The sequence below is a fragment of the Agromyces tardus genome, assembly GCF_003710805.1.
Classification (GTDB): domain Bacteria; phylum Actinomycetota; class Actinomycetes; order Actinomycetales; family Microbacteriaceae; genus Agromyces; species Agromyces tardus.
On sequence record NZ_RHHB01000052.1, the window covers coordinates 1 to 24,442 of the forward strand.

Here is a 24,442-nt window from a genome sequence, read left to right on the forward strand (position 1 = left end):
ACAATCAATACTGACTGTCCATCAATCCAAAGGAATCCCACCCCCACCAAAAGGCAAGGGACAGGGTTCAAAAATTGGCATTGAACATAGTGCACGCTGTTGAGTTCTCAAGGAACGGACGCACCCGGCTCACGACTCGGAAGCCGATCAACCGGAGCTTGTCTTGTTCGTTTCCATCCGGTTATCCCGAGGGACGTATCCGAATGCTTCAAGCAGAGGAAGACACTGTCTTCGAAAGCTTGGGATCATCACCGCTTGAGGCCGATGAGCGGGGTTCTGCTGAACTCTCTCGCTTTTCGCTCCTGTGGGGCAACGAGTGATTACTTTACGTGGATCCCGGGGGGCGTGCAACTCAGGGCTGCATCCCGGGCGTGTCGCGCTTGTTTCCGCGGAATCCGGGGGTGTCCGATCCCCACGGATGCGGCGCCTCAGGCCACTCCCGCGCCGCCCCGTCGTAGGAGATCGCGGGCAGCGCGATCCGCACAGTGCCGGGTCCCGCGGTGAGCGCCGTCGTGTGCGCCGCGCGACCCGCGTCGTCGAGCGCCCGAGACGGTGTCGGCTCAGCGGTGCGCGGCATCGTGAGGAGCTCGGCGGCGGTGCGGCGCAGCGACATCCGCGCCGACCAGGAGCCGCCCTCGCGCGCCTGTCGCTCGAGCAGCGTGACGACCGCGGCCGCCAGGAAGTACCCGGTGGCGTGGTCGAGGGCCTGCACCGGCAGCGCACCCGGTGCATCGGCCGCGCCCTCCACGAACGCGATCCCGCTCGCCGCCTGCACGAGGCTGTCGAACCCGCCGCGCTCCGCGTCGCCCGCGCCGAATCCCCACGCCGAGAGCTGCGCGACGACGAGTCCCGGATGCCGCGCCGCGAGCGTCGACGGGTCGAGCCCGAGTCGTTCGAGCGACGACGGGCGATAGCCGAGCACGATCGCGTCGGCCTCGGCGAGGAGCTCGTCGAACCGGGCGGCGTCGCGCGGGTCGTGCAGGTCGAGGATGGCGGAGCGCTTGCCCGCTCCCCCGTCGAGGTGCTGCCAGGGGATCTCGGGCGGCGTCGGCGGGTCGATGCGCAGCACGTCGGCGCCGAGCAGCGCGAGGGTGCGCGTGGCCACCGGTCCGGCGATCACGCGCGTGAGGTCGAGCACGCGGAGGCCGGCGAGCGGCCGGGCCCGGTCGACCGCCACGAGCGCACGTCGCGCGGGCGCGGCATTCGCGTGTCGGCCCACGTCGATGAGCGGTGCGGCCGACAGCTCCGCATCACGAGCCGGGTCCTCGCGGGCGACGACGACGCACATGCCGCCGTCGACGGTGACGTCGTGGGCGAGGGTGGCGCCGTCGCGGGCGGCGAACGCGGCGTCGATCGCCGCGGCATCCGCGTGGGCGCCGAGACCGAGCACCCGGCGGAGCACCGCCGCGTGGTGGGGGTAGTTGCCGTGGGTGCGCACCCAGCCGTCGCGGGTCCGCCGGAATCCCGAGAGCGGCGCCCAGACGTCGGGCCGCTCGCCGTCGACGAGCAGCACCCGATCGCTCGAGAACGCGGTGGCGATGCGATTGCCGTCGAGGTGCAGCCGCGGCATCCGCTCGGCCCGCTGTGCATCAGCGCCCGACCCGGTGGCGGCTGCCGCGAGGCTCGCCGCAGCGACGGATGCAACGGCCAGGCCCGACACGTCGAGGCGGGCGGGCAACGGGGCCACCGGCACATCTCCGAGCGCGGCGAGCTCATCCGCGTCGCGGCCGAGCTCCGACCACGCACGCCGGAGCAGACGGTCGAACCCTGCCCCGGCCATGCTCGGCGCCCTACTGCACGAAGACGCCCGCGAGCGTCTTCTTGCCCCGTCGGAGCACCGCCATGCCGCCGGGCGGCACACGGCCCTCGATCGTCGCCGTCTCGTCGTCGATGCGCACGTTGTCGATGGACACGCCGCCCTGGGCGATCGCGCGACGGCCCTCGCTCACGCTCGAGACGAGCCCCGTGTCGACGAGCAGCTGTGCGACGGGCGCGTCGGGCGACGTCGTCGTGTTGGGGAGCTCCCGCAGCGCCGCCTCGAGGGTGTCGGGGTCGAGCGCGGCGAGATCACCCCGCCCGAACAGGGCCTCGGATGCCGCGATGACCGCCGCCGTTGCATCCGCCCCGTGCACGAGCGTCGTGACCTCGTGCGCGAGCACCTTCTGCGCCTCGCGGCGGAACGGCTCGCGCTCGACGAGCTCCTCCAGCTCCTCGATGCGCGCGCGGCTCAGGAAGGTGAACACCTTGAGCCGGGAGATCACGTCGGCGTCGTCGGTGTTGAGCCAGAACTGGTAGAAGCGGTAGGGGCTGCACATCTCGGCGTCGAGCCAGATCGCGTTGCCCTCGCTCTTGCCGAACTTCGTGCCGTCGGAGTTCGTGATGAGCGGCGTGCCGATGGCGTGCGCGTGCACGCCCTCGACGCGGTGGATGAGATCGGTACCGCTCGTGAGGTTGCCCCATTGGTCGCTGCCACCGCTCTGCAGGACGCAGCCGTACTGGCGGTAGAGCTCGAGGAAGTCGAAGCCCTGCAGGATCTGGTAGCTGAACTCCGTGTAGCTGATGCCGGCCTCGGAATTGAGGCGCGAGGCCACCGCGTCCTTCTTGAGCATGGTGCCGATGCGGTAGTGCTTGCCGATGTCGCGCAGGAAGTCGATGGCGCTGAGCCCGGCCGTCCAGTCGAGGTTGTTGACGAGCCGCACGGCGTTGTCGCCCTCGCTCGAGAGGAAGCGACTCACCTGCACCTCGAGGCGCTCGACCCAGTCGGCCACCGTCTCCTTGGTGTTGAGGGTGCGCTCGGCCGTGGGACGGGGGTCGCCGATGAGGCCGGTCGAACCGCCCACGAGGCCGAGCGGCTTGTGGCCGGCGAGCTGGATGCGGCGCAGCACGAGCAGCTGCACGAGGTTGCCCAGATGCAGGCTCGGTGCCGTCGGGTCGAATCCGCAGTAGTACGTGATCGGCTCGCCGGCGAGCAACTCCTTGAGGGCGGCCTGGTCGGTCGAGACGTGCACGAGGCCGCGCCAGAGGAGCTCCTCCCAGACATCGTCGAAGGTCGCGTCATTCTGCTGGGATGCGAGGATCACGGGGTCGGACACCCCGTAAGGGTACCAGCGGTGCGGAGCCGGCTCCGGCGCCGGTCGGGGCGCCCGAAGCGCGTCGGGGCCGCGCTGGGCGGGTCTCCGGGGACCTGGCGGGGGCCGCTCGATCAAGCGTGGACGGTTGATTCAACCGACTCAAGTCTGATAACTTGATTGCTGGCAGATGAAGCGTACAGGCTGAACGGAGGCGCACCATGTTCGTCATCACCGCCGACCAGGTCGACAGCCGAACCACGCCCGACATCGTCGGGCGCGCGAAGGAACGCCTCGACGCCGCCTACCGACGACATCTGCGGGCACCGGTCGGCCGCTCGGGCGGCGACGAGCTGCAGCTCCTGCTCACCGACCCCGCCGCAACGCTCGACGTCGTGCTCGAGCTCACGCGCGAGGGCCGCTGGAGCGTCGGCGTCGGCGTCGGCCCCGTACGGACTCCGCTGCCCGCAGCCGTGGTCGAGGCCACCGGACCGGCGTTCTACGCCGCCCGCGAGGCCGTCACCGCGGCGAAAGGGCGCCCGCAGCGGTTCGCCCTCGCGGTGGACGAGCACGCGTCCGATGACGTCCGCACGCGTGCGGCCGATGCCGAGTCGCTCGTGACCCTCCTCCTCGTGCTTCGCGAGCGTCGGTCCGACGCCGGCTGGGAGCTCTACGACCTGCTGCGCGACGGCCTGCCGCAGAAGGGAGCGGCCGAGCGCCTCGGCATCTCCCCCGCCGCGGTCTCCGCGCGCGCGAAGGCGGCGAGCCTGCGTGCCGAGCTCGACGTGACACCGGCCCTCGCTAGGCTGCTCGAAGACCTCGGCCGAGCGGCCGACGACGACGCCGAAGGAGCCAGGTGAACACCGTGTACCTCGCCACCGTGCTGAGCTGGTCCGCCCTCGTGTTCGGCCTCGGCGCCGCGACGGTGCTCTCGGTGCTGGCCTGGCTGAAGCCGCGCCCGGTCGTGCTCTGGTTCGCGACCGGCGCGCTCGGCATCGCGGTCGTCGCCGCGGCATCCGCCCCCGACGTCGTGCCGCCGGGGCTCGGCGCACTCGTCGGCGGTCTCGGGCTCGCCGTCGCGGTGTTCGGCGGCGGCCCCGCGGCGACCACCGCGCTCAACCTCGCCATGGGCGGCGACGTGGCACCGGGCCTGCACGGCGGCATCCTCGTGCCCGCGCGTCAGGTCCCTGGCGACGCCCAGTCCGTCGCCCCCGGAGCGCGCCGCGAGGTGCTGCGCGGCGGCCTCACGATCGGCGTGCTCGAGCGCGTCGCCACCGCGGGATCGATCATCGCCGGGTTCCCCGAGGGGTTGGCCATCGTCGTCGCCGTCAAGGGCGTGGGCCGGTTCACCGAGCTCGACGCCGCAGAGGCGCGGGAGCGCTTCATCATCGGCACGTTCGCGAGCCTCATCTGGGCGTGCGCGGCCGGGCTCGCCGTGCATCTCGCGATCCGCTGACGGGCGTCCGGACGCCGAGCGCTCGCGGCCGTGCTCAGTCGTGCGAGCGCGCGTGCCGACGATAGACGGAGACGCCCGGATCGCCGGGGATCCAGAACCGCCAGGGGAACGCCGCTCCCCCGCCGGCGCCGCTCACGCCCGTGCGCGGGCCGGCCGCGAACTCCACGGGCGACGCAGGCACGTGCAGCGAGAACGGCGCCGCGAGCAGGTCGGCGCCGCTCGCGGCGAGTGGTACGCCCAAGGCGAGCGAGAGCCGCGCCGGGCCGCGGGCGAGATCCCGGTCGGATGCCGCGGGGCGGCGCGCTCGCGCGAGCTCGAGCCCCTCGACGATCGTGCCGCCGCGCAGGAGGACCGCCGACGACATGCCCGGGACGCCGGCCACGACGTTGATGCAGACGTGCATGCCGTACGTGAAGTACGCGTAGAGGTGGGCGGCCTCACCGAACATCACGGCGTTGCGTTTCGTCATGCCCCGGAACGCATGCGAACCGGGATCCTCGCCGACGCCGCGGTACGCCTCGACCTCGGAGATCCGCAGGGCGACGCGGCCCTGCTCAGTGTCGTGCGCGAGCACCGCGCCGAGCAGCAGCGGCGCGAGCTCGACCGAGTCGCGCGCGAACCACTCGCGCGCGACGGCGACCACCTCGCCGACCGTCAGTCGGCCCCGCCGGGCAGCCCCGCGACGAGGAGCCGCACACGATCGGCGAGCGCCGCGAACTGGTGCGCGACCCGGTCGGGAGCGGTGCCCCCGATGCCGTTCCGGCTCGCGACCGAGCCCTCGATCGAGAGTACCGAACGCACGTCGGGCGTGAGGTGCGGCGAGATCGCCGCGAGCGCGTCGTCGTCGACCTCGTCGAGCTCGAGCGAGTGCTCCTCGGCGTAGCGCACGAGCGCGCCCGTGATCTCGTGGGCGTCGCGGAACGGCACGTGCCGCTTCACGAGCCACTCCGCGACATCCGTGGCGAGGGAGAAGCCCGCGGGGGCGAGTGCCGCCATGCGCTCGGTGTGGAAGGTCAGCGTCGCGATCATGCCCGTGAACGCGGGCAACAGCACTTCGAGCGTCTCGACCGAGTCGAAGACGGGCTCCTTGTCCTCCTGCAGGTCGCGGTTGTAGGCGAGCGGAAGCGCCTTGAGCGTCGCGAGGAGCCCGGTGAGGTTGCCGATGAGCCGGCCCGACTTGCCGCGGGCGAGCTCGGCGATGTCGGGGTTCTTCTTCTGCGGCATGATCGACGACCCCGTCGAGTAGCCGTCGTCGAGGGTGACGAACCCGAACTCGCGCGTGTTCCAGAGGATGACCTCCTCGGCGATGCGCGACAGGTCGATGCCGATCATGGCCGCGACGAACGCGAACTCGGCGACGACGTCGCGGCTCGCGGTGCCGTCGATCGAGTTCTCCGCCGGCGCGCCGAGGCCCAGGTCGCGGGCGACGGATGCCGCGTCGAGCCCGAGCGTCGACCCCGCGAGCGCGCCGCCGCCGTACGGCGAGACATCCGCTCGCTTCACCCAGTCGACGAGCCGGTCGAGGTCGCGCGAGAGCGCCCAGGCGTGCGCGAGCAGGTGGTGCGCGAGCAGCACCGGCTGGGCGTGCTGGAGGTGCGTGCGGCCCGGCATGATCGCCGTGCGGTGCGCGTCGGCCTGCGCGGAGAGCGCGTCGATGAGGTGCACGAGCTGGTGGCCGATCACCGCGGCGTGGTCTTTCAGATAAAGCCGCACGAGCGTCGCGATCTGGTCGTTGCGGCTGCGCCCCGCGCGGAGCTTGCCGCCCAGGTCGGCGCCCACCTCGGCGATGAGCGCCGCCTCGAGGGCGCCGTGCACGTCCTCGTCGGACTCGGCCGCGACGAGCTCGCCCGACTCGACCTTCGCCCCGATCGCGTCGAGGCCGGCGAGCATCGCGGCGAGCTCGTCGCTCGTGAGGTATCCGGCTGCGGCGAGCGCCCGCGCATGCGCGCGGGACCCGGCGAGGTCGTAGCCGGCGAGCTGCCAGTCGAAGTGCGTCGACTTCGAGAGCCGCGCGAGCTCGGGCGCGGGGCCGCTCGCGAAGCGGGCGCCCCAGAGCGATCCCTCGTTGGTGCCGTGCTGCTCGGCCATCACGCGTCCTTCCGGGCGAGGAGCCAGACGAGCAGCGCCTTCTGGGCGTGCAGGCGGTTCTCGGCCTCGTCCCAGATGATCGACTGCGCACCGTCGATGACGTCGGCGGTGACCTCGTAGCCGCGGTCGGCGGGGAGGCAGTGAAGGAAGACGGCGTCGGGTGCGGCGAGGGCCATGAGCTCGGCGTCGACGCGGTAGGCCCCGAAGGTCGCCACGCGGTGCGCCTTCTCGTCCTCCTTCCCCATCGACACCCAGGTGTCGGTCACGACGACGTCGGCGCCGGCGGCGGCCTCCGCGGCATCCGTGTACAGCGTCACCGAGCCGCCGGTCGACGCGGCGATGCGGTCGGCGTCGGCGACGACGGATGCCGCGGGCGCGAACTCGTCGGGCGAGGCGACCCGCACGTGCATGCCCGCGGTGACGCCCGCGAGCACGTAGGACTGCGCCATGTTGCTCGCCCCGTCGCCGAGGAAGGTGACGGTGAGGCCGGCGAGCCGGCCCTTGTGCTCGCGGATCGTGAGCAGGTCGGCGAGCAGCTGGCACGGGTGGAAGTCGTCGGAGAGGGCGTTCACGACCGGCACGGTGGTGCCCGCCGCCATCTCCTCGAGGCCCGCCTGGCCATAGGTGCGCCAGACGACCGCCGAGACCATGCGCTCGAGCACGCGTGCCGTGTCGGACGGGGTCTCCTTGCCGCCGAGCTGGCTGTTCGCGGTCGAGATGATGAGCGGCGTGCCGCCGAGGTCGGCGATGCCCACCGCGAACGAGACTCGGGTGCGGGTCGACGACTTGTCGAAGATCACGGCGACGGTCTGCGGGCCGGCGAGCGGACGCTGCGACCAGCGGTCGGCCTTGAGCTGCTCGGCGAGGTCGAGGATCTCGGCCTGCTCGGCGGGGGTGATGTCGTCGTCGCGGAGGAAGTGGCGGGTCATGCGGATCTGGGGTCCGTTCTGGGTCGGAGGAGTGGTCAGAGGGTGGCGGCGACGGAGTCGAGGGCGCGTGCGAAGCGCTCATCGAACTCGTCGAGCTCCGCGTCGCCGATGATGAGCGGCGGGGCCATGCGGATGGTGGCGTCGTTGGCGGCGTTGACAATGAGGCCGTTCGCGAGGGCGGCATCCGACACCTGCTGGGCGACCGGCTCGGCGAGCGCGACGCCGAGCAGCAGGCCGCGGCCGCGGACGCCCGTGACGAGCGGTGAGCCGAGCCCCAGCACCCGGTCGCGGAGCTGCGCACCGCGCACGGCGGCGTTGTCGACGAGGCCGGCGCGCTCGATCTCGCCGAGCACGGCGTTGGCGACGGCGGTCGCGAGCGGGTTGCCCCCGAACGTCGAGCCGTGCTGGCCCTTGGAGTAGAGCTCGGAGGCGTGGCCGAACGTGACGATGCCGCCGATCGGGAAGCCCCCGCCGATGCCCTTCGCCACGGCGATCGCGTCGGGCGTGATGCCCGCGTGCTGGTAGGCGAACCACTCGCCCGTGCGCCCGGCTCCCGTCTGCACCTCGTCGACGATGAGGAGCGCCCCGTGCCGATGCGTGAGCTCGCGCGCCGCCTCGAGGTAGCCCTCGGGCAGCTCGACGACGCCAGCCTCGCCCTTGATGGGCTCGACGAAGAGCGCCGCCACGGCATCGTCGAGGTTCGCCTCGAGCGCCTGGATCGTCGAGGGGAGGTGCTCCACACCGCCCGGCAGCGGTTCGAACGCCTGGCGCATGTGGGGCTTGCCGGTGAGCGCGAGCGAGCCCATCGTGCGGCCGTGGAACGCGTCGACGAGCGCGAGCACCCGGGTGCGCGCGCCGCCCGAGTTGTTGAGGCGGGCGAGCTTGAACGCGGCCTCGTTGGCCTCGGCGCCCGAGTTGCCGAACCAGACGCGACCCTGGTCGCCTGCGCCCGCGAGGCGCACGAGCCGCTCGGCGAGCTCGAGCGCGGGCTCGGTCATGAAGTAGTTCGACACGTGCGCGAGCGTGGCCGCCTGCCTCGACACCGCCTCGACGAACACGGGGTGCGCGTGGCCGAGCGAGTTCACGGCGATGCCGGCGAGGAAGTCGAGGTACTCGTTCCCCGCGTCATCCCACACCCGCGCGCCCTCACCGCGCACGAGCTTCGCGAGCGGCATGCCCATCGAGCGCATGATGCGCCGGTCGAATCGTTGCTGCCAGTCGCTCATGCGTGCACCCCGTCTCTGGCGGATGCCGCGTGGCCGGCGTCGGCGGCCGACGCGTCGTGCGAGCCGGCCGGCGCCGTGGCCGCCACGACCTCGGTGCCGCTGCCCGTCTGCGTGAAGATCTCGAGCAGGATCGAGTGCGGCTCGCGCCCGTCGATGATCGCCGCCTTCGGCACGCCGCCGTCGACCGCCTCGAGGCAGGCGGCCATCTTGGGGATCATGCCCGACTCGAGCGTCGGCAGCAGGGCAGCGAGTTCGGCCGAGTCGATCTCGGAGACGAGCGAGTCGCGATTCGGCCAGTCCCGGTAGAGGCCCGCAACATCCGTGAGGATCACGAGCTTCGCCGCGCCGAGCGCGACGGCGAGCGAGGCCGCCGCCGAGTCGGCGTTCACGTTGAGCGACTGCCCCGAGTGCTCGAGGTCGGGCGCGATCGACGACACGACGGGGATGCGACCCGCGTCGAGCTGCGCGTGCACCGCGGCGGGATCGACCTCGACGACATCCCCGACGAGCCCGAGGTCCACCTCGACGCCGTCGACCACGGCGCCCCGGCGCCGGCCGCGGAAGAGGCCCGCGTCCTCGCCCGACAGGCCCGCGGAGAGCGGTCCGTGCTCGTTGATGAGGCTAACGAGCTCGCGGTTCACCTGCCCGGTGAGCACCATGCGCACGACGTCCATCGTCTCGGGGGTCGTGACGCGGTAGCCGCCACGGAACTCGCTCGGGATGCCGAGCCGCTCGAGCATCGCCGAGATCTGCGGGCCGCCGCCGTGCACCACGACGGGTCGGATGCCCGCGTAGCGGAGGTACACCATGTCCTCGGCGAAGGCGCGCTGCAGCTCGGGGCTCACCATCGCGTTGCCGCCGAACTTCACCACCACGATCTCGCCGTGGTAGCGCTTCAGCCAGGGCAGCGACTCGATGAGCGCTGCGGCCTTGCGGGCCGCGGCGGTGGCCTCCGCCTGTTCGTCGTCGGGTTCGATGCGCTCGTTCGTCTCGTTCGTCTCGTTCACTGGTCCGTCGCTCATGCTCAACTCGCGTAGGCGCTGTTCTCGTGCACGTAGTCGTGCGTCAGGTCGTTCGTGAGCACGGTTGCGGACGCGTCGCCCGCGTGCAGCTCGATGAGCACGTGCGTCGCACGCGGCGTCAGGTCGACCTGGTCGCGCGGCCGGTCGGGACGCCCCGCGTGGCAGACGCGCACCCCGTTCATCGACACGTCGACGAGGTAGGGGTCGAACGGCGCCGTCGTGGTGCCGATCGCGGCGAGCACGCGGCCCCAGTTGGGGTCGTTGCCGAAGATCGCCGCCTTGAACAGGTTGTTGCGGGCGACGGAGCGCGCGACCTCGACCGCGTCGTCCTCCGTGACGGCGCCGCGCACCTCGATGGCGATGTCGTGGCTCGCGCCCTCGGCATCGGCCTGCAGCTGCCGGGCAAGGTCGGCGCACGCATCGACGAGGGCCGCCGTGAACGCGTCCAGCTCGGGCACGACGCCGGAGGCGCCCGACGCCATGAGCGTCACCTGGTCGTTCGTCGACATGCACCCGTCGGAGTCGAGCCGGTCGAAGCTCACCCGGGTGGCTTCTCGCAGTGCTGCGTCGAGTGCGCCGCTCGGCAGGTCGGCGTCGGTCGTGAGCACGACGAGCATCGTCGCCAGGCCCGGCGCGAGCATGCCCGCACCCTTCGCGATGCCCCCGATGCGCCACCCGTCGCCCTCGACCACGACGGTCTTGGGCTTGGAGTCGGTGGTCATGATCGCGCGTGCGGCGTCGGCGCCGCCGTCGGCCGTGAGCCGCGCCGCCGCGGAGAGCACGCCCTCCTCGAGCACCTCCCCGTCGAGCTGGTCGCCGATGAGTCCCGTGGAGCACACGAGCACGTCGCCTGCGGCGATGCCCAGGGCGGATGCCGCCGCCTCCGCCGTGCGATGCGTGACCTGGAAGCCCTCGGGGCCCGTGAAGCAGTTGGCACCGCCCGAGTTGAGCACGATCGCCGAGACGACGCCGTCGCGGATGACCTGTTCCGACCAGAGGATCGGGTTGGCCTTGGCGCGGTTCGAGGTGAACACGGCGGCGGCGTGCACGCGCGGCCCCCGGTTGACGATGAGCGCGAGGTCGAGCGCGCCGGTGCGCTTGATGCCCGCCGCGATGCCGGCGGCCTCGAATCCTGCGGGGGCGGTGACGGTCACGGCGCGACTCCGTTCACGGGGAGGCCGGTGGACTCGGTGAGGCCGAGCGCGAGGTTGGCCGACTGGATGGCGGCACCCGCGGTGCCCTTCACGAGGTTGTCGACGGCGGTCACGACGACGACGCGTCCGGCCGCCTCGTCGACGGCGAGGCCCATGAGCGCCGTGTTCGCGCCGAGCACGTCGGCGGTGCGCGGGAACTGGCCGTCGGGCAGCAGTTGCACGAAGGCCTCGCCGGCGTAGGCGTCCTCCCACGCGGCGCGGACCGTCGCGGCATCCGTGCCGGGAACGACCCGAGCGGTGGACGTCGCGAGGATGCCGCGCGACATCGGCACGATCACCGGCGTGAACGAGATCGTGGGCTTCGCCGCGCCCGCCCACCGCAGCGCCTGCTGGATCTCGGGGATGTGCCGGTGCGTGCCGCCCACGGCATACGGGTTGGCAGAGCCGAGGATCTCGGACCCGAGCAGGTGCGCCTTGAGGCTGCGGCCGGCGCCCGAGGGGCCGACGGCGAGCACCGTGACGAGATCCGCGTCCTCGATGACGCCCGCGCGGATGCCAGGGGCGAGCGACAGGGCGACGGTGGATGCGTTGCAGCCCGGCGCCGCGATGCGCCGCGAGCGCGTGAGCCGATCGCGCTGCGTGCCCGAGAGGCGCGGAAGCTCGGGCACGCCGTACGCCCAGGCTCCGTGGAAGTCGCCGCCGTAGAACGCCGCCCAGTCGGCGGCGCTCTCGAGGCGGTGGTCGGCGCCGCAGTCGACGACGAGGGTGTCGGCGGGCAGCTCGGCCGCGATCGCGCCCGAGGCCCCGTGCGGCAGCGCGAGGAACACGAGGTCGTGGCCCGCGAGGGTCGACGCGTTCGTCTCCTTGAGCGTGAGGTGCGTGTAGCTGCGCAGGTGCGGTTGCACGGCGGTGAGCGGCTGGCCGGCGTTCGAGTGCGCGGTGACGGTGCGCACCTCGAACTCGGGATGATCGGCGAGGAGCCGGAGGAGCTCCCCGCCCGCGTAGCCGGACGCGCCGGAGACGGCGACGGAGTACGTCATGTGTTCCACCTTATGGGCTGATCGGTCGAGGGATACGGCTCCGGCGACGCCCGACGCGGCAGGTCAGTGAGCCGCGGGGGTCGCCTGGATTCGGCGCTCGACCCGACGTCGGCCGCGCGCGACGACGGCACGCTGGACGCGTGCTGCGGTGGCGGGCCGGGCGGTGGACATGCAGCGACCCTACCGGGGCCGTGCGTGGCGCCGCAAACCGGCGGCCGCGGGGGTGCTGCGCGGCAGGTCAGATGTCGTCGCCGCGCGTGTGCACCCACGCCCGATCGACGAGCGACTCGAGCACGTGCCGGTCGACGGTTGCGAGCCGGCCGATCCAGAGGCATCCGGCACCCAGCTTGACCCGGCCGAGCCGGTCGATGAGCTCCTCGGCGCCCGGAGTCTGCAGCCCGTAGAGCGAGATCGAGGCCTTGCGAGGAGAGAAGCCCACCACCATCCAATCGCCCTCGCGGCCGGACGCGTACCGGAAGTGGTGGAGGCCGTAGCCCACGATCGACGGTCCCCACATGACCGCATCGGTGCCCGTCACGCGGTCGAAGAGCTCGCGCAACTCGAGGCCGTCGGCTCGACGTCCGGCGGGCTCGACGGACTCGAGGAACTCGGACACCGAGGCGCCCGTCGGCTTCGTCTTCGCTTCGGCCATGACTCACGGTACCGCCGGGACGGATCGGGCACATCCCCTTCGGACCGATCGCGCGGGCGAACGAGGGGCGCGCGGCCTCCGTCGGCCGTGCGCCCCTCAGGACGGTTCGTGACGGATGTCGCTACTCGCGGATCGCGGCGCCGGTGCGCTCCCGCGCCACCGCAGCGCCTGCGAGCTTCGCGTCGCTCGCCTCCGCCGCCGTGAGCGTGCGGTCGGCGGCGCGGAAGCGGAGCGCGAACGTGAGGCTCTTCGAGCCAGCAGGAACGCCCTGGCCGCGGTAGTCGTCGACGAGTTCGAGGTGCTCGAGGAGCTCCCCCGCGCCGTCGCGCACGGCCGCTGCGACCTCGGCGGCCGGAACGTCGGCCGCGACGAGGAGGGAGAGGTCCTGCGTGGCGGCGGGCAGGGTGCCGATCGGACGCGCCTCCACCGCGGGCTCGGTCGCCGCGATGATCGCGTCGAGGTCGAGTTCGGCGACCGCGACGACGCGCGGCAGGTCCGCCTGCTCCGTGAGGCGCGGGTGCAGCTCGCCGGCGTAGCCGACGGTGGTGCCGCCGACGCGGACCTCGGCGGTTCGGCCGGGGTGGAACGCCTGATGGGCGCCCTGCACGAACTCGACCTCGGCGCCCGCGGCGAGCGCGATACGGCGCACCGCGTCGAGCGCGTCGGCGATGCCGACCGGCTCCGCCGCGCGGCCCGGCTGCTTGCGCACCAGGTCGCCCGTGAGCAGCACGCCCACGTGGCGGGGCTGGGGCGGGATGCCCGCGTCGAGCGCCGCGAGCGTCTCGGCGTCGGGTCGCCGGGCCCCCACAGGCAGCTCGGGAGCCCCGTAGCTGCGGCCTGCCTCGGGCGTGAAGACGAGCCCGAGCTCGAAGAGGTCGAGGTCGGTGAGTCCGCGCGAGAGGTTGCGGCGGGCGACGCCGATGAGACCGGGGATGAGCGAACGGCGCAGGAACGGCGCGCTCGCGTCGAGCGCGTTCGCGAGCCGCACGCTCGCCACGGGCGATCCGTCGACGCTGCCGTAGGTCGCGTTCTCGGCCTCGGACACGAACGGGAACGCGAGCACCTCGGTGGATCCCGACGCGGCGAGCGCGTCGGCGACGCCGCGGCGGATGCGCTGCGAACGCGTGAGGCCCCGCCCGGGGGGCGCGACGGGCAGCTCCGACGGGATGCGGTGGTAGCCGACGAGTCGCGCCACCTCCTCGGCGAGATCGGCCCTGCCGGTGAGGTCGGGACGCCACGTCGGGGGCACGACCTCGAACCCGCCGTCGACGCGGGTGACGTGACCGCCGACCTCGGCGAGCGCTTCGTGCACCTCGTCGTCGGTGTAGTCGACGCCGATGAGGCCCGACACGTAGCCGTCGGGCAGCAGGATCGCCTGGCGGGCCGGCGCCTCGTGGATGAGCGAGCCGCCCGCGTCGGCGGTGCCCCCCGCGAGGTCGACCATGAGCTGGGCGACCCGGGACACGGCCGGCCCCGCGATCTCTGGGTCGACGCCGCGCTCGTAGCGCTTCGCCGCCTCGCTCGGCAGCTTGTGCCGCCGGGCCGTGCGAGCGATCGACACCGGGTCCCAGTTCGCCGCCTCGATGAGCACGTTGCGCGTGGCGTCGCTCATCTCGGTCTCCGCGCCGCCCATGACGCCGCCGAGGCCGATCGGGCCGCGGTCGTCGGTCACGACGAGGTCCTCGACGTGGAGCGTGCGCTCCTTGCCGTCGAGGGTGGTGAACTTCTCGCCCGGCTTCGCCCGGCGCACGACGATGCCGCCGCGGAGCGTGTCGAGGTCGTAGCCGTGGATCGGCTGCCCGAACTCGAGCATCACGTAGTTGGTGATGTCGACGAGCAGCGAGAGCGAGCGGATGCCGGCGAGCTTGAGCCGCGCGACCATCCACGCCGGAGTCGGACGCGACGGGTCCACCCCGCGCACGATGCGCGTCGCGAACACCGCCGAGCCGACGCGGCCGCGGATGGGCGCCTCGTCGCGGATCTCGACGGGGAACGCGTCGACCGCGGCATCCACCGGGCTCGACTGCTCGACCGGGTCGCGGAACCGCGCACCCGTGGCGTGGGCGTACTCGCGCGCCACCCCGCGGATGGAGAACGCGTAACCGCGGTCGGGCGTGACGTTGATCTCGACGGCCGCGTCGTTCAGGCCGAGGAGCGCGATGGCGTCGGACCCGACCGGCGCGTCGATGCCGAGCGTCGAGAGGCGCAGGATGCCCTCGTGGTCGTCGCCGAGGCCGAGCTCGCGTGCCGACGCGATCATGCCGTCGGACACATGGCCGTACGTCTTGCGCGCCGCGATGGGGAACGGACCGGGCAGCACAGCCCCCGGGAGCGTCACCACGACCTTGTCGCCGACGAAGAAGTTGCGGGCACCGCAGACGATGCCGTGCACGGCCTCGCCGCCGTCGGCCGCCGTCTCACCCTCGGGGGCGACGCGCACCTGGCACCAGCGGATGGTCTTGCCGTTGGACTGCGGCTCCTCGACGAACTCGAGCACCTCGCCGACCACGATGGGCCCGCTGAGGTCGAACGTGTGCACGTCCTCCTCCTCGAGTCCCACCTTCACGAGGGCGGCGTGCACGTCTTCGGGGGTCGACCCCGGGACGAGCTCGACGTATTCGGCGAGCCAGCTGAGCGGCACTCGCATGATCTAGACCACCATTCCGAACTGCTGCGAGAAGCGGATGCCCGAGCGGGCAGTGACATCGAGCGACATCTAGACCACCATTCCGAACTGCTGCGAGAAGCGGATGCCCGAGCGGGCAGTGACATCGAGCGACATCTAGACCACCATTCCGAACTGCTGCGAGAAGCGGATGTCGCCCTCGGCCATGTCGCGCATGTCCTGCACGTCGTTGCGCAGCATGAGCCCGCGCTCGATGCCCATGCCGAAGGCGAAGCCCGTGTAGACCTCGGGGTCGATGCCCGCGGAGCGGAGCACGTTGGGGTGCACCATGCCGCAGCCGCCCCACTCGATCCAGCGCGCGCCGCCCTTGAAGGTGGGGTGCCAGAAGTCGAGCTCGGCGGAGGGCTCGGTGAACGGGAAGAAGCTCGGACGCAGGCGGATCTTCGCCTCCTCGCCGAAGATCGCCTTCACGAAGTGGTCGAGGGTGCCCTTGAGGTGCGCCATCGTGAGGCCCTTGTCGACGGCGAGGCCCTCGAACTGCATGAAGACGGGCAGGTGCGTCGCGTCGAACTCGTCGGTGCGGTAGACGCGGCCGGGCGCGAGCACGTAGATCGGCACCTCGCGCTCGAGCATCGAGCGCACCTGCACGGGACTCGTGTGCGTGCGCAGCACGAGGTGCGCCTCGGGCGGGTCGACGAAGAACGTGTCCTGCATCGCGCGCGCGGGGTGGTCGGCGTCGAAGTTGAGCGCATCGAAGTTGAACCACTCGCTCTCGACCTCGGGGCCCTCGGCGATCTCCCAGCCCATGCCGGTGAAGACGTCGCACACCCTGTCTTGCAGCAGGGCGAGCGGATGCCGCGCTCCGGCCGTGAATCGCGACGGCAGCGCCGTGACATCCACCGCCTCGGCCGCGAGCTGCGCCTCGGCCTCGGCCTCGACGATCTCGGCCTCGCGCGCCTGGAACGCCTGGGTCACCCGGCCGCGGGCTGACCCGACGAGCTTGCCGAGCGCGGCCTTCTGGTCGTTGGGCACGTCGCGGAGGGAGGCGTTGAGCCGCGCCAGCGCCGACTTCTCGCCGGTGTGCTCGGTGCGGACGGTCTTGAGCGCCGCGGAGTCGCCCGCGGACGCGATGGCCGCGAGGGCCGCGTCGACGGCCGCGTTGACGGCGTGTTCGCTGATTTCGAGGGGCTCGGACACGAGAGACGAGTCTACCGGTGCGATCCGCACCGCTCGCGTGCGAGCCGGTCCGTCAGCGCGACGGTCGGGTCATGGTGCGGCGCCGCCCTCGGCCTGCTTGCCGGCGGCGCTCGCCTGCGCCAGGAGCATCGCCTGGCCCGGGTTGTCCGGGTCGAGCCGCTCGCCCGACGACTTCGACGCGGTGCGCCTCGACACCCAGCGGGCGAACCACGAGAGCGTCAGGTTCATCGTGAGGTAGAGCACGAGCGCCACGACGAAGAACGAGAAGAGGTATCGGTTGCCGTAGTAGCTCGGGAGCTGGTTGAGCGTGACGCGCATGAGCTCGACGTAGCCGACGATGTAGCCGAGCGACGTGTCCTTCAGCAGCACGACGAGCTGCGCGACGATGATCGGCAGCATCTGGCGGAACGCCTGCGGGAACTCCACGAGCATCTTCGACTGCAGGGGACGCATGCCGAGGCTGAGCCCCGCCTCGCGCTGGCCCTTCGGCAGCGCCGCGAGGCCCGCCCGCAGCGCTTCGCCGATGAGCGCGCCGTTGTACAGCGTGAGCGCGGCGACGACCGCCCAGAAGGCGCCCGTGCTGAGCACGAGCAGGATGAACAGCATCATGAGCAGTACGGGCATGCCGCGTAGGAACTCGAGCACCACCGCGGTGGGGACCCGGACCCACGCAATCGCGGAGCTGCGCAGCAGCGAGAAGACGATGCCGAGGGCGATGGCGAGCACCGATGCCGTGAGGGCCGCGCGCAGCGTGCCCCACACGCCGACGACGAAGATGTACTGCCACACCTGCGGGTCCGTGAAGATGTTCCAGCGACTCGCGTCGAAGTAGCCGGGCAGCATGAGCCCGCCCGCGGCCTCGCGCGGCTGGGCGAGGGTCCAGATGACCCACGCGAGTACGGCGGCGATGAGCGTGCCGGCGATGATCGACAGGGTGAGCGAGAGCCGCCGGGCCTTGGGCCCGGGCACGTCGAAGAGCACGGCCGGAGCGCTCATCGCTGCACCACCCACTTCCGTTCGAGCTGCCCGGCGATCAGGCCGAGCGGGATGGTGATGACGAGGTAGAGGGTGGCGACGCCGAGGAGGATCGCGATGACCGCGTCGCCGTTCGCGTTCGCGAGCTCACGTCCGACGGCGAAGAGCTCGACGACGAAGAACCCGCCCGCGACCGAGGTGTTCTTGGTGAGGGCGATGAAGACGTTGATGAGCGGCGGGATCGTCATGCGGAATGCCTGCGGCAGCACGATGAGCCCGACGGTCTGGCCGAACCCGAGGCCGACGCTGCGGGCCGCCTCGGCCTGGCCGACCGGGACGCCGTTGATGCCCGAGCGCAGCGCCTCGGCGACGAACGGCGAGGTGTAGATCGAGAGGGCGATCATGGCGGCGACCTCGTAGGGCAGCCGGGACCCGAGGTAGGGCAGGACGATCGCGCAGAAGAAGATGACGAGGGTGAGCGGCGTGTTGCGCACGAGTTCGGTGTAGACGGTCGCGAACCCGCGCAGCGACGCGATCGGCGAGATGCGCATCGCCGCGATGAGCGTGCCCAGCACGAGTGCCGAGACGCCGCTCACGAGCAGGAGCTGCAGCGTCATGGCGAACCCCTCGAGGTACCTCGGCAGGTTCTCGATGACGGCGTCCACATGGCTCCCTTCGGTCGGCGGGGCCGGATGCCCCGGGGCGGTGCGCGGTGCGCCCGCCCCGGGTCATCCGTTCGGATCAGTTCTCGTAGCGGTCGACGGCAGGCGGGTCGACGAACGGCAGCACCGTGCCTGCCGTCTTGTTCCACGCCTCTTCGTAGGTGCCGTCGGCGTAGGACTCCTCGAGCACGTCGTTGATCCACATGCGGAAGTCGGTGTCCTCCTTCTTCAGGCCGATGCCGTAGGGCTCCTGGGTGAAGGGCTCTCCGACGATCTTGAACTCGCCCTCGTTCTGTGCGGCGAGGCCCGCGAGGATCACGTTGTCGGTCGAGACCGCAACGACCTGGCCGGAGCGCAGGGGCTCGAGGCAGGCCGTGTAGGTGTCGGTGAGCACCGGCTCGGCGCCGAGCGTCGCGAGGTTCTCGGCGGGGGTCGAGCCCGTCACGGAGCACGCCTTCTGCCCCACGAGGTCCTGCTCGCTCTTGATGGTGTCGTTGTCGGCGAGCACGAGGATCGACTGCCCTGCCATGTAGTAGGGACCGGCGAAGGAGATGACCTCCTTGCGCTTGTCGTTGATGGTGTACGTCGCGACCACGATGTCGACCTGGCCGTTCTCGATGAACGGCTCGCGGTTCGCGGAGACGGTCTCGACCCACTTGATGTCCTCGGGCGCGATTCCGAGCTTGCCCGCGATGATCTTGCCGATCTCGACGTCGAAGCCCTCGGGCGTGCCGTCGGGACCGACGAGGCCGAACAGCGGCTGGTCGAACTTGGTGCCGATCGTGATGGTGCCCGCGTCGGCGAGCTTGGCCATGGTCGTGTCCGCATCGAACGTGGGCGTCGCCTCGACGCTCGGCTCCGCGCCGTCGCCGCCGGGACTGCCGGCGTCGCCGGCGCATCCGGCGAAGAGCAGGGCCGTTGCGGCGGCCGCCGCGACGAGTGCGATTCTGCTGCGTTTCATGTCGTGCCTCATCTCGTGTTCGTTCGGGATTTCCCCGCCGCTCGTGGCAGCGCAGGCCTAGTGTTCGAGGATCTTCGAGAGGAAGTCCTTCGCGCGGTCGGACTTGGGGTGGTCGAAGAACTCCGCGGGCGCCGCCTCCTCGACGATGCGGCCGTCGGCCATGAAGAGCACGCGGTCGGCGGCCTTCCTGGCGAACCCCATCTCATGGGTGACGACGATCATCGTCATGCCCTGGTCGGCGAGCCCGATCATGACGTCGAGCACCTCGTTGATCATCTCGGGGTCGAGGGCGCTCGTCGGCTCGTCCATGAGGATGAGCTTCGGGTTCATCGCGAGCGAGCGGGCGATGGCGACGCGCTGCTGCTGGCCGCCCGAGAGCTGCGCGGGCATCTTCTTGGCCTGATTCGCGACGCCGACCCGCTCCAGCAGCTCCATCGCCCTGGCGTCGGCGTCCTTGCGTGCCATCTTGCGCACCCGGATGGGCGCGAGCGTCACGTTCTCGAGCACCGTCTTGTGTGCGAAGAGGTTGAACGACTGGAAGACCATGCCGACGTCGGCCCGCAGCTTCGCGAGACCGGCTCCCTCTTCGGGCAGCTTCTCGCCGTCGATCGTGATGGACCCAGAGTCGATCGTCTCGAGCCGGTTGATCGCACGGCACAGCGTGGACTTGCCCGAGCCGCTCGGCCCGATGACGACGACCACCTCGCCGCGGTTCACGACCGTGTTGATGTCGTTCAGCACGTGCAGGTCGCCGTAGTGCTTGTCGACGTGATCGATGACGACGAGGGGTTCACCTCGGCGCACCGAGATGTTGGACGTCGCGGGGGCAGGTACGGACGGCTCCATATCCCCCAAACTAGGGATGCCTCATAGGAAAGCGATAGGACCGCGCCGGGGCGGTTACCGTTTCGTGACCTCAGGGGCGCTGGGCGAACGCGCTCTCGTAGAGGCAGACGGATGCCGCGGTCGCGAGGTTCATGGACTCGGCATGACCGTAGATGGGCACCGTCACGACGCGGTCGGCGAGCGCGAGCTGCTCGTCGGGGAGCCCGCGCGCCTCGTTGCCGAAGAGCCACGCGGTGGGCTGCTCGAGGACCCCCTCCCGTCGCACCGCGAGCAGGTCGTCGCCCTTCACGTCGGCGGCGAGCACGGTGAGCCCGGCGGCGCGGGCCCGGATGAGCACGTCGTCGAGCTCGGCGCCGACGGCGACCGGCAGGTGGAAGATCGACCCCGTCGACGAGCGCACGACCTTCGGGTTGTAGAGGTCGACCGCGCGTCCGGTGAAGATGACGGCGTCGGCGCCGGCGGCATCCGCGGCGCGCACGATCGTGCCCGCGTTGCCGGGGTCGCGCACCTCCTCGAGGATCGCGACGAGCTTCGGCGTCGCCGCGAACACGTCCTTCACGGCGGTGGGGAACTGGCGGCACACCGCGACGAAGCCCTGCGGCGTGACCGTGTCGGCCATCGCGTGCAGCACCTCCTCGGTCACGAACTCCACGTCGAGGTCGGCAGCGGCAGCGGCGTCGGCGATGTCGGGGTGGCGTTCGAGCGCCGACGGCGTCGCGAAGAGGTCCACCACGAGCTGCGGCCGGAAGGTCAGCGCCTCGGCGACGGCCTGGGGCCCCTCGAGCAGGAACAGCCCGGTCTCGACGCGGGCGGGCTTCTTCGCGAGCTTCGCGACGGCGCGGACGCGCGGCGACCTGGGGTTCTCGAGCATGCGGCAAGTCTATAAACCCGGATGCCGCGACCCCCGCCACGGCCCGCCCGCACCGCGGTACCTCCCCGTCGAGCGTCACCGGAACAGGAATCGGAGCCACCGGAGGTGCACGCAGCTCATGTTCCCGATGCCGGCGCGGCGCGTCGTCCTGCTTCCGAGACGCGTCGGACGCAGAGCACGCGGCATCCGCCCCCGTCGAGCGTCACCGGGAACGCCGAACGGCCCGGCACCACGAGGGTGCCGGGCCGTTCGACGGATGCGGAGACTACGCCGCGGCCTTGGGGGCCGAGGTGTCGGCCGGGAGCGCCGCCTTGGCGGACTCGACGAGCGCCGCGAAGGTCGCGGGCTCGTTCACGGCGAGCTCGGCGAGGATGCGGCGGTCGACCTCGATGCCCGCGAGGGCGAGGCCCTGGATGAAGCGGTTGTACGTCAGGCCGTTCTGGCGCGACGCGGCGTTGATGCGCTGGATCCAGAGGCGACGGAAGTCGCCCTTCTTCTTGCGACGGTCGTTGTACGAGTAGACGAGGGAGTGGGTGACCTGCTCCTTCGCCTTCCGGTAGAGACGCGAACGCTGGCCGCGGTAACCCTCGGCGCGCTCGAGGATGACCCGGCGCTTCTTGTGGGCGTTGACCGCCCTCTTCACTCTTGCCATGACTCTGTTTCTTCCTAACGGGTCTCGTCGCTCAGCGACCGAGCAGCTTCTTGATGACCTTGGCGTCGGGGGCCGACACGACCTTGTCCTGGTTCAGACGGCGGGTGCGCACGGAGGACTTGCCCTCGAGGTTGTGGCGCATACCGGCCTGCTGCTTCTTGATCTTGCCGCTGCCGGTGATCTTGAAGCGCTTCTTGGACCCGGAGTGGGTCTTCTGCTTCGGCATCTCGTGTTTCTCCTTGGTTCTGCCGCCACGCGGGTGGCGGACGGGGGTGCTGGCCTAGGCCTCGGTGGTCTCGGCCGTCTGCGTCTCGGACTCGCCCGCGGCATCCGCCGCCGGCCGGGCCTTCGCCGCAGCACGCTGTGCATTCGCCTCGGCCTTGGCCTCGGACTTGTTCTTCAGAGGAGCGATGACCATGACCATGTTGCGGCCGTCGATCGTGGGGTTGTGCTCGACCGTGCCGAACTCCGCCACGTCTTCCGCGAAGCGCTGCAGGAGGCGGACGCCCATCTCGGGACGCGACTGCTCGCGACCCCGGAAGAGGATCATCGCCTTCACCTTGTCGCCGGTCTTCAGGAAGCCGACGGCGCGCTTCATCTTGGTCTCGTAGTCGTGCTTGTCGATCTTGAGGCGGAACCGGACCTCTTTGAGGATGGTGTTCGCCTGGTTGCGCCGGGCCTCTTTCGCCTTCTGCGCAGCCTCGTACTTGTACTTGCCGTAGTCCATGATCTTGGCGACCGGGGGCTTGGAGTTCGGTGCGACCTCGACGAGATCGAGGTCGGCCTCCTGGGCGAGCCGCAGGGCCACCTCGATCTTCACGACGCCGACCTGTTCTCCGCCGGGACCCACGAGGCGGACCTCGGGAACGCGGATACGGTCGTTTGTACGGGGATCGCTGATGCGTGTTCTCCTCTACTCGAGCTGTGACGCTCGACGGGAGGCGGATGCCGCCCGTCGACGAGAGCGGAAGATCCACGCAGGCTCGCACGGAATCACACCGTCAAGCACTGCGGCACCCTGTCTACTCCCCCGGCTTGCGCCGTGGAAGCGGAGTGCAATCGACCCGGTAACCTTGATGAAGCGGTATGCGCGGGTGGGAGAATCTCCACTTTCGTACCGGGGACTGGCCCCGGGCCCGCAGTAGTCTAACAGAGGATGTCTGTGAGCAACAGTTCAGACGAGTCCACCCTCGAGGCCACCGTGTCGGGCGCCGACGAGGCCGTCGCCGAGGCGACCCGCGACATCGCGGAGGTCCCGGCGGTCGAGGTCATCACGACCGCCGCGGTGCACCTCATGAGCGCCGCCGCCGTCAAGGTGGGCCTCGCCGACGACCCCGCCGAGCAGACCGACCTCGACGAGGCGCGCAAGCTCATCAACGCCCTCGCCGGGCTCATCACCGCGGGCGCCCCCGAGATCAGCGACATGCATGCGCGCTCGCTCCGCGACGGCTTGCGGTCGCTCCAGCTCGCATTCCGCGAGGCGTCGGTCATCCCCGACCCGATCGGCCAGGGCCCCGGCGAGAAGTGGACCGGCCCCGTCACCTGAGTCCCGTGCCCACGACGCGGGCGGCGGTATCCGTCACCGCTGGCAGTGCGGGCACCAGTACGTGTCGCGCAGCTCGAGCGGGTTGCGGCCGAACCGGCCGTGCTCGATCGTCGTGCCGCACCGACGACACGGCTCGCCGGCACGTCCGTACACCCACAGCCGGCGCCCGCGGCGCGTGTCACCCGTGGTCGTGCGCTCGAAGCGGTCGCGGTTGGCCCGGATGACGCGGCTCGCAAGGGCGACCAGGGGTGCGAGCTCGACCTCGCCGATGGGCCGGTCGGGGCGGATGCCGCGCAGGAAGCACAGCTCGTTGACGTAGACGTTGCCGAGCCCCGCGAGGTTGCGCTGCTCGGCGAGGGCGACGACGACGGGTGCGCCGGGATCGGCGGCGAGTCGCCGCTCGGCCTCCGCCGGGTCCCAATCCGGGCCGAGCAGGTCGGGCCCGAGGTAGGCCATGCGCTCGGCCTCCTCGCTCGCGGGGAACACCTCGAGCACGCCCAGGTCGGAGCCCACGGCCACGGCGTCGGCCGTCTCGATGATCGCGCGCACCCGGAAGTCGGGCCGGCGGCGGCGTTCTCCGGCCCGGAATACCCGCCACTCCCCCTCCATCTTGAGGTGCGAGTGCAGCACGTCGTCGCCGATGCGCATGAGCAGATGCTTGCCGCGACTTGCCACGGAGTGCACCACTCGGCCCGCGAGGTCGACGGTGGCGAACGCGGGCACGCGGAGGTCGCTGCGCACGACCACCTGCCCGGCGAGGGCCTCGTCGAGCCGCTTCGCCGCGGCGTAGACGGTGTCACCCTCGGGCATCGAAGCGGAACCCCCTCGGCGTCTCGCGGAATCCGGCGGCCCGGAGCGGTGCGTCGAGGGGCGAGCCGTGCACGCCCTGCCCGTTCACCGACTCGACACGGAACCGCGCACCGCGCGCCCGCGCGATCGCGTCGGCGAGCGCGGTGGCCGCCCGGGCGAGCACGTCGGCGTCGTCGGTGAAGACGAGGGCCGTGCGCCCGCCGCGTTCGAGGTAGAACGCGGCTTCGCCGTCGACGATGGCGACGACCGCCCCCGACTTGCGGGCGGGCCGATGCCCGAGCTCGACGAGCGGCGCCGGCCACTCGAGCGCGGCACCGAACGGGTTCGCGGGGTCGGTCGCCGCGAGTGCGAGCGCACCGCCCTCGGTTGTCTGGCGCAACCGGTCGACGGCGGCGGTGGTCGCGAACTGCGCGCCGCCCTGGCCCTCGATGTAGTAGCCGCGCCGCACGCGCCCCGACTCCTCGAATCCCGCGAGCGTGCGGTAGGCGAGCGCGAAGCCGCCGACGATTTCCTCGGCGACCACCGAGCCGCGGGTCACGATGCCGTAGCGCTCGATCAGGGTCTCGCCGAGCGCGTGCGCGCGGGGCGTGGCGGCGTCGCTCGGCACGGGCAGCACCGCCCAGCGGCCGGCGGCGCGTGGCGGCGCGGACCGGGCGGCGCT

24 protein-coding genes and 1 pseudogene are annotated in these 24,442 nt (G+C 71.5%); 3 read left to right on the forward strand and 22 right to left on the reverse strand.

Annotated features, from left to right (window positions below):
• Positions 1–352 precede the first annotated feature (352 nt).
• Entirely contained in the window at positions 353–1,780 is a 1,428-nt protein-coding gene (locus EDM22_RS16540; protein ID WP_122938188.1) for a CoA transferase, read from the reverse strand.
• A gap of 10 nt (positions 1,781–1,790) precedes the next feature.
• Positions 1,791–3,092 (reverse strand): tyrosine--tRNA ligase, encoded by a 1,302-nt coding sequence (gene tyrS, locus EDM22_RS16545; protein WP_122938189.1) that lies wholly within the window; start codon positions 3,090–3,092, stop codon positions 1,791–1,793.
• 197 nt (positions 3,093–3,289) lie between these two features.
• Here tyrS and EDM22_RS16550 point away from each other — a divergent pair, with 197 nt between their 5' ends.
• Together EDM22_RS16550 and EDM22_RS16555 are read left to right on the forward strand one after the other, a co-directional pair.
• Positions 3,290–3,928, forward strand: coding sequence for a DNA-binding protein (locus tag EDM22_RS16550; protein WP_122938190.1), 639 nt, complete (start codon positions 3,290–3,292; stop codon positions 3,926–3,928).
• On the forward strand, positions 3,925–4,524 hold the full coding sequence (locus tag EDM22_RS16555) for a hypothetical protein (protein WP_212591976.1): 600 nt from the start codon (positions 3,925–3,927) through the stop codon (positions 4,522–4,524). The genes EDM22_RS16550 and EDM22_RS16555 overlap by 4 nt, the downstream gene beginning before the upstream one ends.
• Before the next feature lie 34 nt (positions 4,525–4,558).
• On the opposite strand, the gene EDM22_RS16560 is transcribed toward EDM22_RS16555, so the two are convergent.
• The 18 genes and pseudogenes from EDM22_RS16560 to infC all read right to left on the reverse strand — a co-directional run bounded on the left by EDM22_RS16560 (position 4,559) and on the right by infC (position 22,326).
• Positions 4,559–5,167: a DNA-3-methyladenine glycosylase gene (locus tag EDM22_RS16560; RefSeq protein ID WP_122938191.1), complete on the reverse strand. Its 609-nt coding sequence runs from the start codon at positions 5,165–5,167 to the stop codon at positions 4,559–4,561.
• Positions 5,168–5,178: 11 nt separating this feature from the next.
• A complete protein-coding gene (gene argH / locus EDM22_RS16565) occupies positions 5,179–6,612 on the reverse strand; it encodes an argininosuccinate lyase (RefSeq protein WP_122938192.1) in 1,434 nt (477 codons plus the stop codon).
• A complete protein-coding gene (gene argF / locus EDM22_RS16570) occupies positions 6,612–7,541 on the reverse strand; it encodes an ornithine carbamoyltransferase (protein WP_122938193.1) in 930 nt (309 codons plus the stop codon). Before argF ends, argH begins: the two co-directional genes overlap by 1 nt.
• Before the next feature lie 35 nt (positions 7,542–7,576).
• Positions 7,577–8,767: an acetylornithine transaminase gene (locus EDM22_RS16575; protein WP_122938194.1), complete on the reverse strand. Its 1,191-nt coding sequence runs from the start codon at positions 8,765–8,767 to the stop codon at positions 7,577–7,579.
• A 77-nt stretch (positions 8,768–8,844) separates the two neighbouring features.
• Positions 8,845–9,789: pseudogene (gene argB, locus EDM22_RS16580) on the reverse strand (acetylglutamate kinase); the annotation flags it as partial.
• A 2-nt stretch (positions 9,790–9,791) separates the two neighbouring features.
• Positions 9,792–10,943 (reverse strand): bifunctional glutamate N-acetyltransferase/amino-acid acetyltransferase ArgJ, encoded by a 1,152-nt coding sequence (argJ, locus tag EDM22_RS16585; protein ID WP_122938196.1) that lies wholly within the window; start codon positions 10,941–10,943, stop codon positions 9,792–9,794.
• Positions 10,940–11,983: an N-acetyl-gamma-glutamyl-phosphate reductase gene (gene argC, locus EDM22_RS16590; RefSeq protein WP_122938197.1), complete on the reverse strand. Its 1,044-nt coding sequence runs from the start codon at positions 11,981–11,983 to the stop codon at positions 10,940–10,942. Before argC ends, argJ begins: the two co-directional genes overlap by 4 nt.
• Before the next feature lie 238 nt (positions 11,984–12,221).
• Positions 12,222–12,635, reverse strand: a complete 414-nt coding sequence (locus tag EDM22_RS16595; protein WP_122938198.1) for a DUF1801 domain-containing protein — start codon at positions 12,633–12,635, stop codon at positions 12,222–12,224.
• 121 nt (positions 12,636–12,756) lie between these two features.
• On the reverse strand, positions 12,757–15,282 hold the full coding sequence (gene pheT / locus EDM22_RS16600; RefSeq protein ID WP_122938199.1) for a phenylalanine--tRNA ligase subunit beta: 2,526 nt from the start codon (positions 15,280–15,282) through the stop codon (positions 12,757–12,759).
• A gap of 135 nt (positions 15,283–15,417) precedes the next feature.
• Entirely contained in the window at positions 15,418–16,458 is a 1,041-nt protein-coding gene (gene pheS, locus EDM22_RS16605) for a phenylalanine--tRNA ligase subunit alpha (protein ID WP_122938200.1), read from the reverse strand.
• Between the two features lie 69 nt (positions 16,459–16,527).
• The gene (locus EDM22_RS16610; RefSeq protein WP_122938201.1) at positions 16,528–17,454 is read right to left on the reverse strand and encodes an amino acid ABC transporter permease; all 927 of its coding nucleotides are present in this window, start codon (positions 17,452–17,454) and stop codon (positions 16,528–16,530) included.
• Positions 17,451–18,098: an amino acid ABC transporter permease gene (locus EDM22_RS16615; protein ID WP_122938202.1), complete on the reverse strand. Its 648-nt coding sequence runs from the start codon at positions 18,096–18,098 to the stop codon at positions 17,451–17,453. Before EDM22_RS16615 ends, EDM22_RS16610 begins: the two co-directional genes overlap by 4 nt.
• Positions 18,099–18,174: 76 nt before the next feature.
• Positions 18,175–19,056: a glutamate ABC transporter substrate-binding protein gene (locus tag EDM22_RS16620; protein WP_122938212.1), complete on the reverse strand. Its 882-nt coding sequence runs from the start codon at positions 19,054–19,056 to the stop codon at positions 18,175–18,177.
• A 57-nt stretch (positions 19,057–19,113) separates the two neighbouring features.
• The gene (locus EDM22_RS16625; protein WP_122938203.1) at positions 19,114–19,902 is read right to left on the reverse strand and encodes an amino acid ABC transporter ATP-binding protein; all 789 of its coding nucleotides are present in this window, start codon (positions 19,900–19,902) and stop codon (positions 19,114–19,116) included.
• 70 nt (positions 19,903–19,972) lie between these two features.
• Complete coding sequence (locus EDM22_RS16630; protein ID WP_122938204.1) at positions 19,973–20,773, reverse strand: TrmH family RNA methyltransferase; 801 nt, start codon at positions 20,771–20,773, stop codon at positions 19,973–19,975.
• Between the two features lie 265 nt (positions 20,774–21,038).
• On the reverse strand, positions 21,039–21,425 hold the full coding sequence (rplT, locus tag EDM22_RS16635) for a 50S ribosomal protein L20 (RefSeq protein ID WP_122938205.1): 387 nt from the start codon (positions 21,423–21,425) through the stop codon (positions 21,039–21,041).
• A 31-nt stretch (positions 21,426–21,456) separates the two neighbouring features.
• Positions 21,457–21,651, reverse strand: a complete 195-nt coding sequence (gene rpmI, locus EDM22_RS16640; RefSeq protein WP_122938206.1) for a 50S ribosomal protein L35 — start codon at positions 21,649–21,651, stop codon at positions 21,457–21,459.
• A gap of 54 nt (positions 21,652–21,705) precedes the next feature.
• The gene (gene infC / locus EDM22_RS16650) at positions 21,706–22,326 is read right to left on the reverse strand and encodes a translation initiation factor IF-3 (protein WP_122938207.1); all 621 of its coding nucleotides are present in this window, start codon (positions 22,324–22,326) and stop codon (positions 21,706–21,708) included.
• Between the two features lie 255 nt (positions 22,327–22,581).
• On the opposite strand from infC, the gene EDM22_RS16655 reads away from it, so the two are divergent.
• Positions 22,582–22,971 carry a DUF1844 domain-containing protein gene (locus tag EDM22_RS16655; protein WP_122938208.1) on the forward strand — a complete coding sequence of 130 codons (390 nt, stop codon included), beginning with the start codon at positions 22,582–22,584 and terminating at the stop codon, positions 22,969–22,971.
• Positions 22,972–23,004: 33 nt separating this feature from the next.
• Here the strand turns inward: EDM22_RS16655 and EDM22_RS16660 are convergent, their stop codons facing one another.
• Together EDM22_RS16660 and EDM22_RS19695 are read right to left on the reverse strand one after the other, a co-directional pair.
• A complete protein-coding gene (locus EDM22_RS16660) occupies positions 23,005–23,781 on the reverse strand; it encodes a DNA-formamidopyrimidine glycosylase family protein (RefSeq protein ID WP_122938209.1) in 777 nt (258 codons plus the stop codon).
• The coding region (locus tag EDM22_RS19695) for an Lhr family helicase (protein ID WP_425455159.1) at positions 23,768–24,442 on the reverse strand (675 nt) is incomplete at its 5' end. The genes EDM22_RS16660 and EDM22_RS19695, both read right to left, overlap by 14 nt.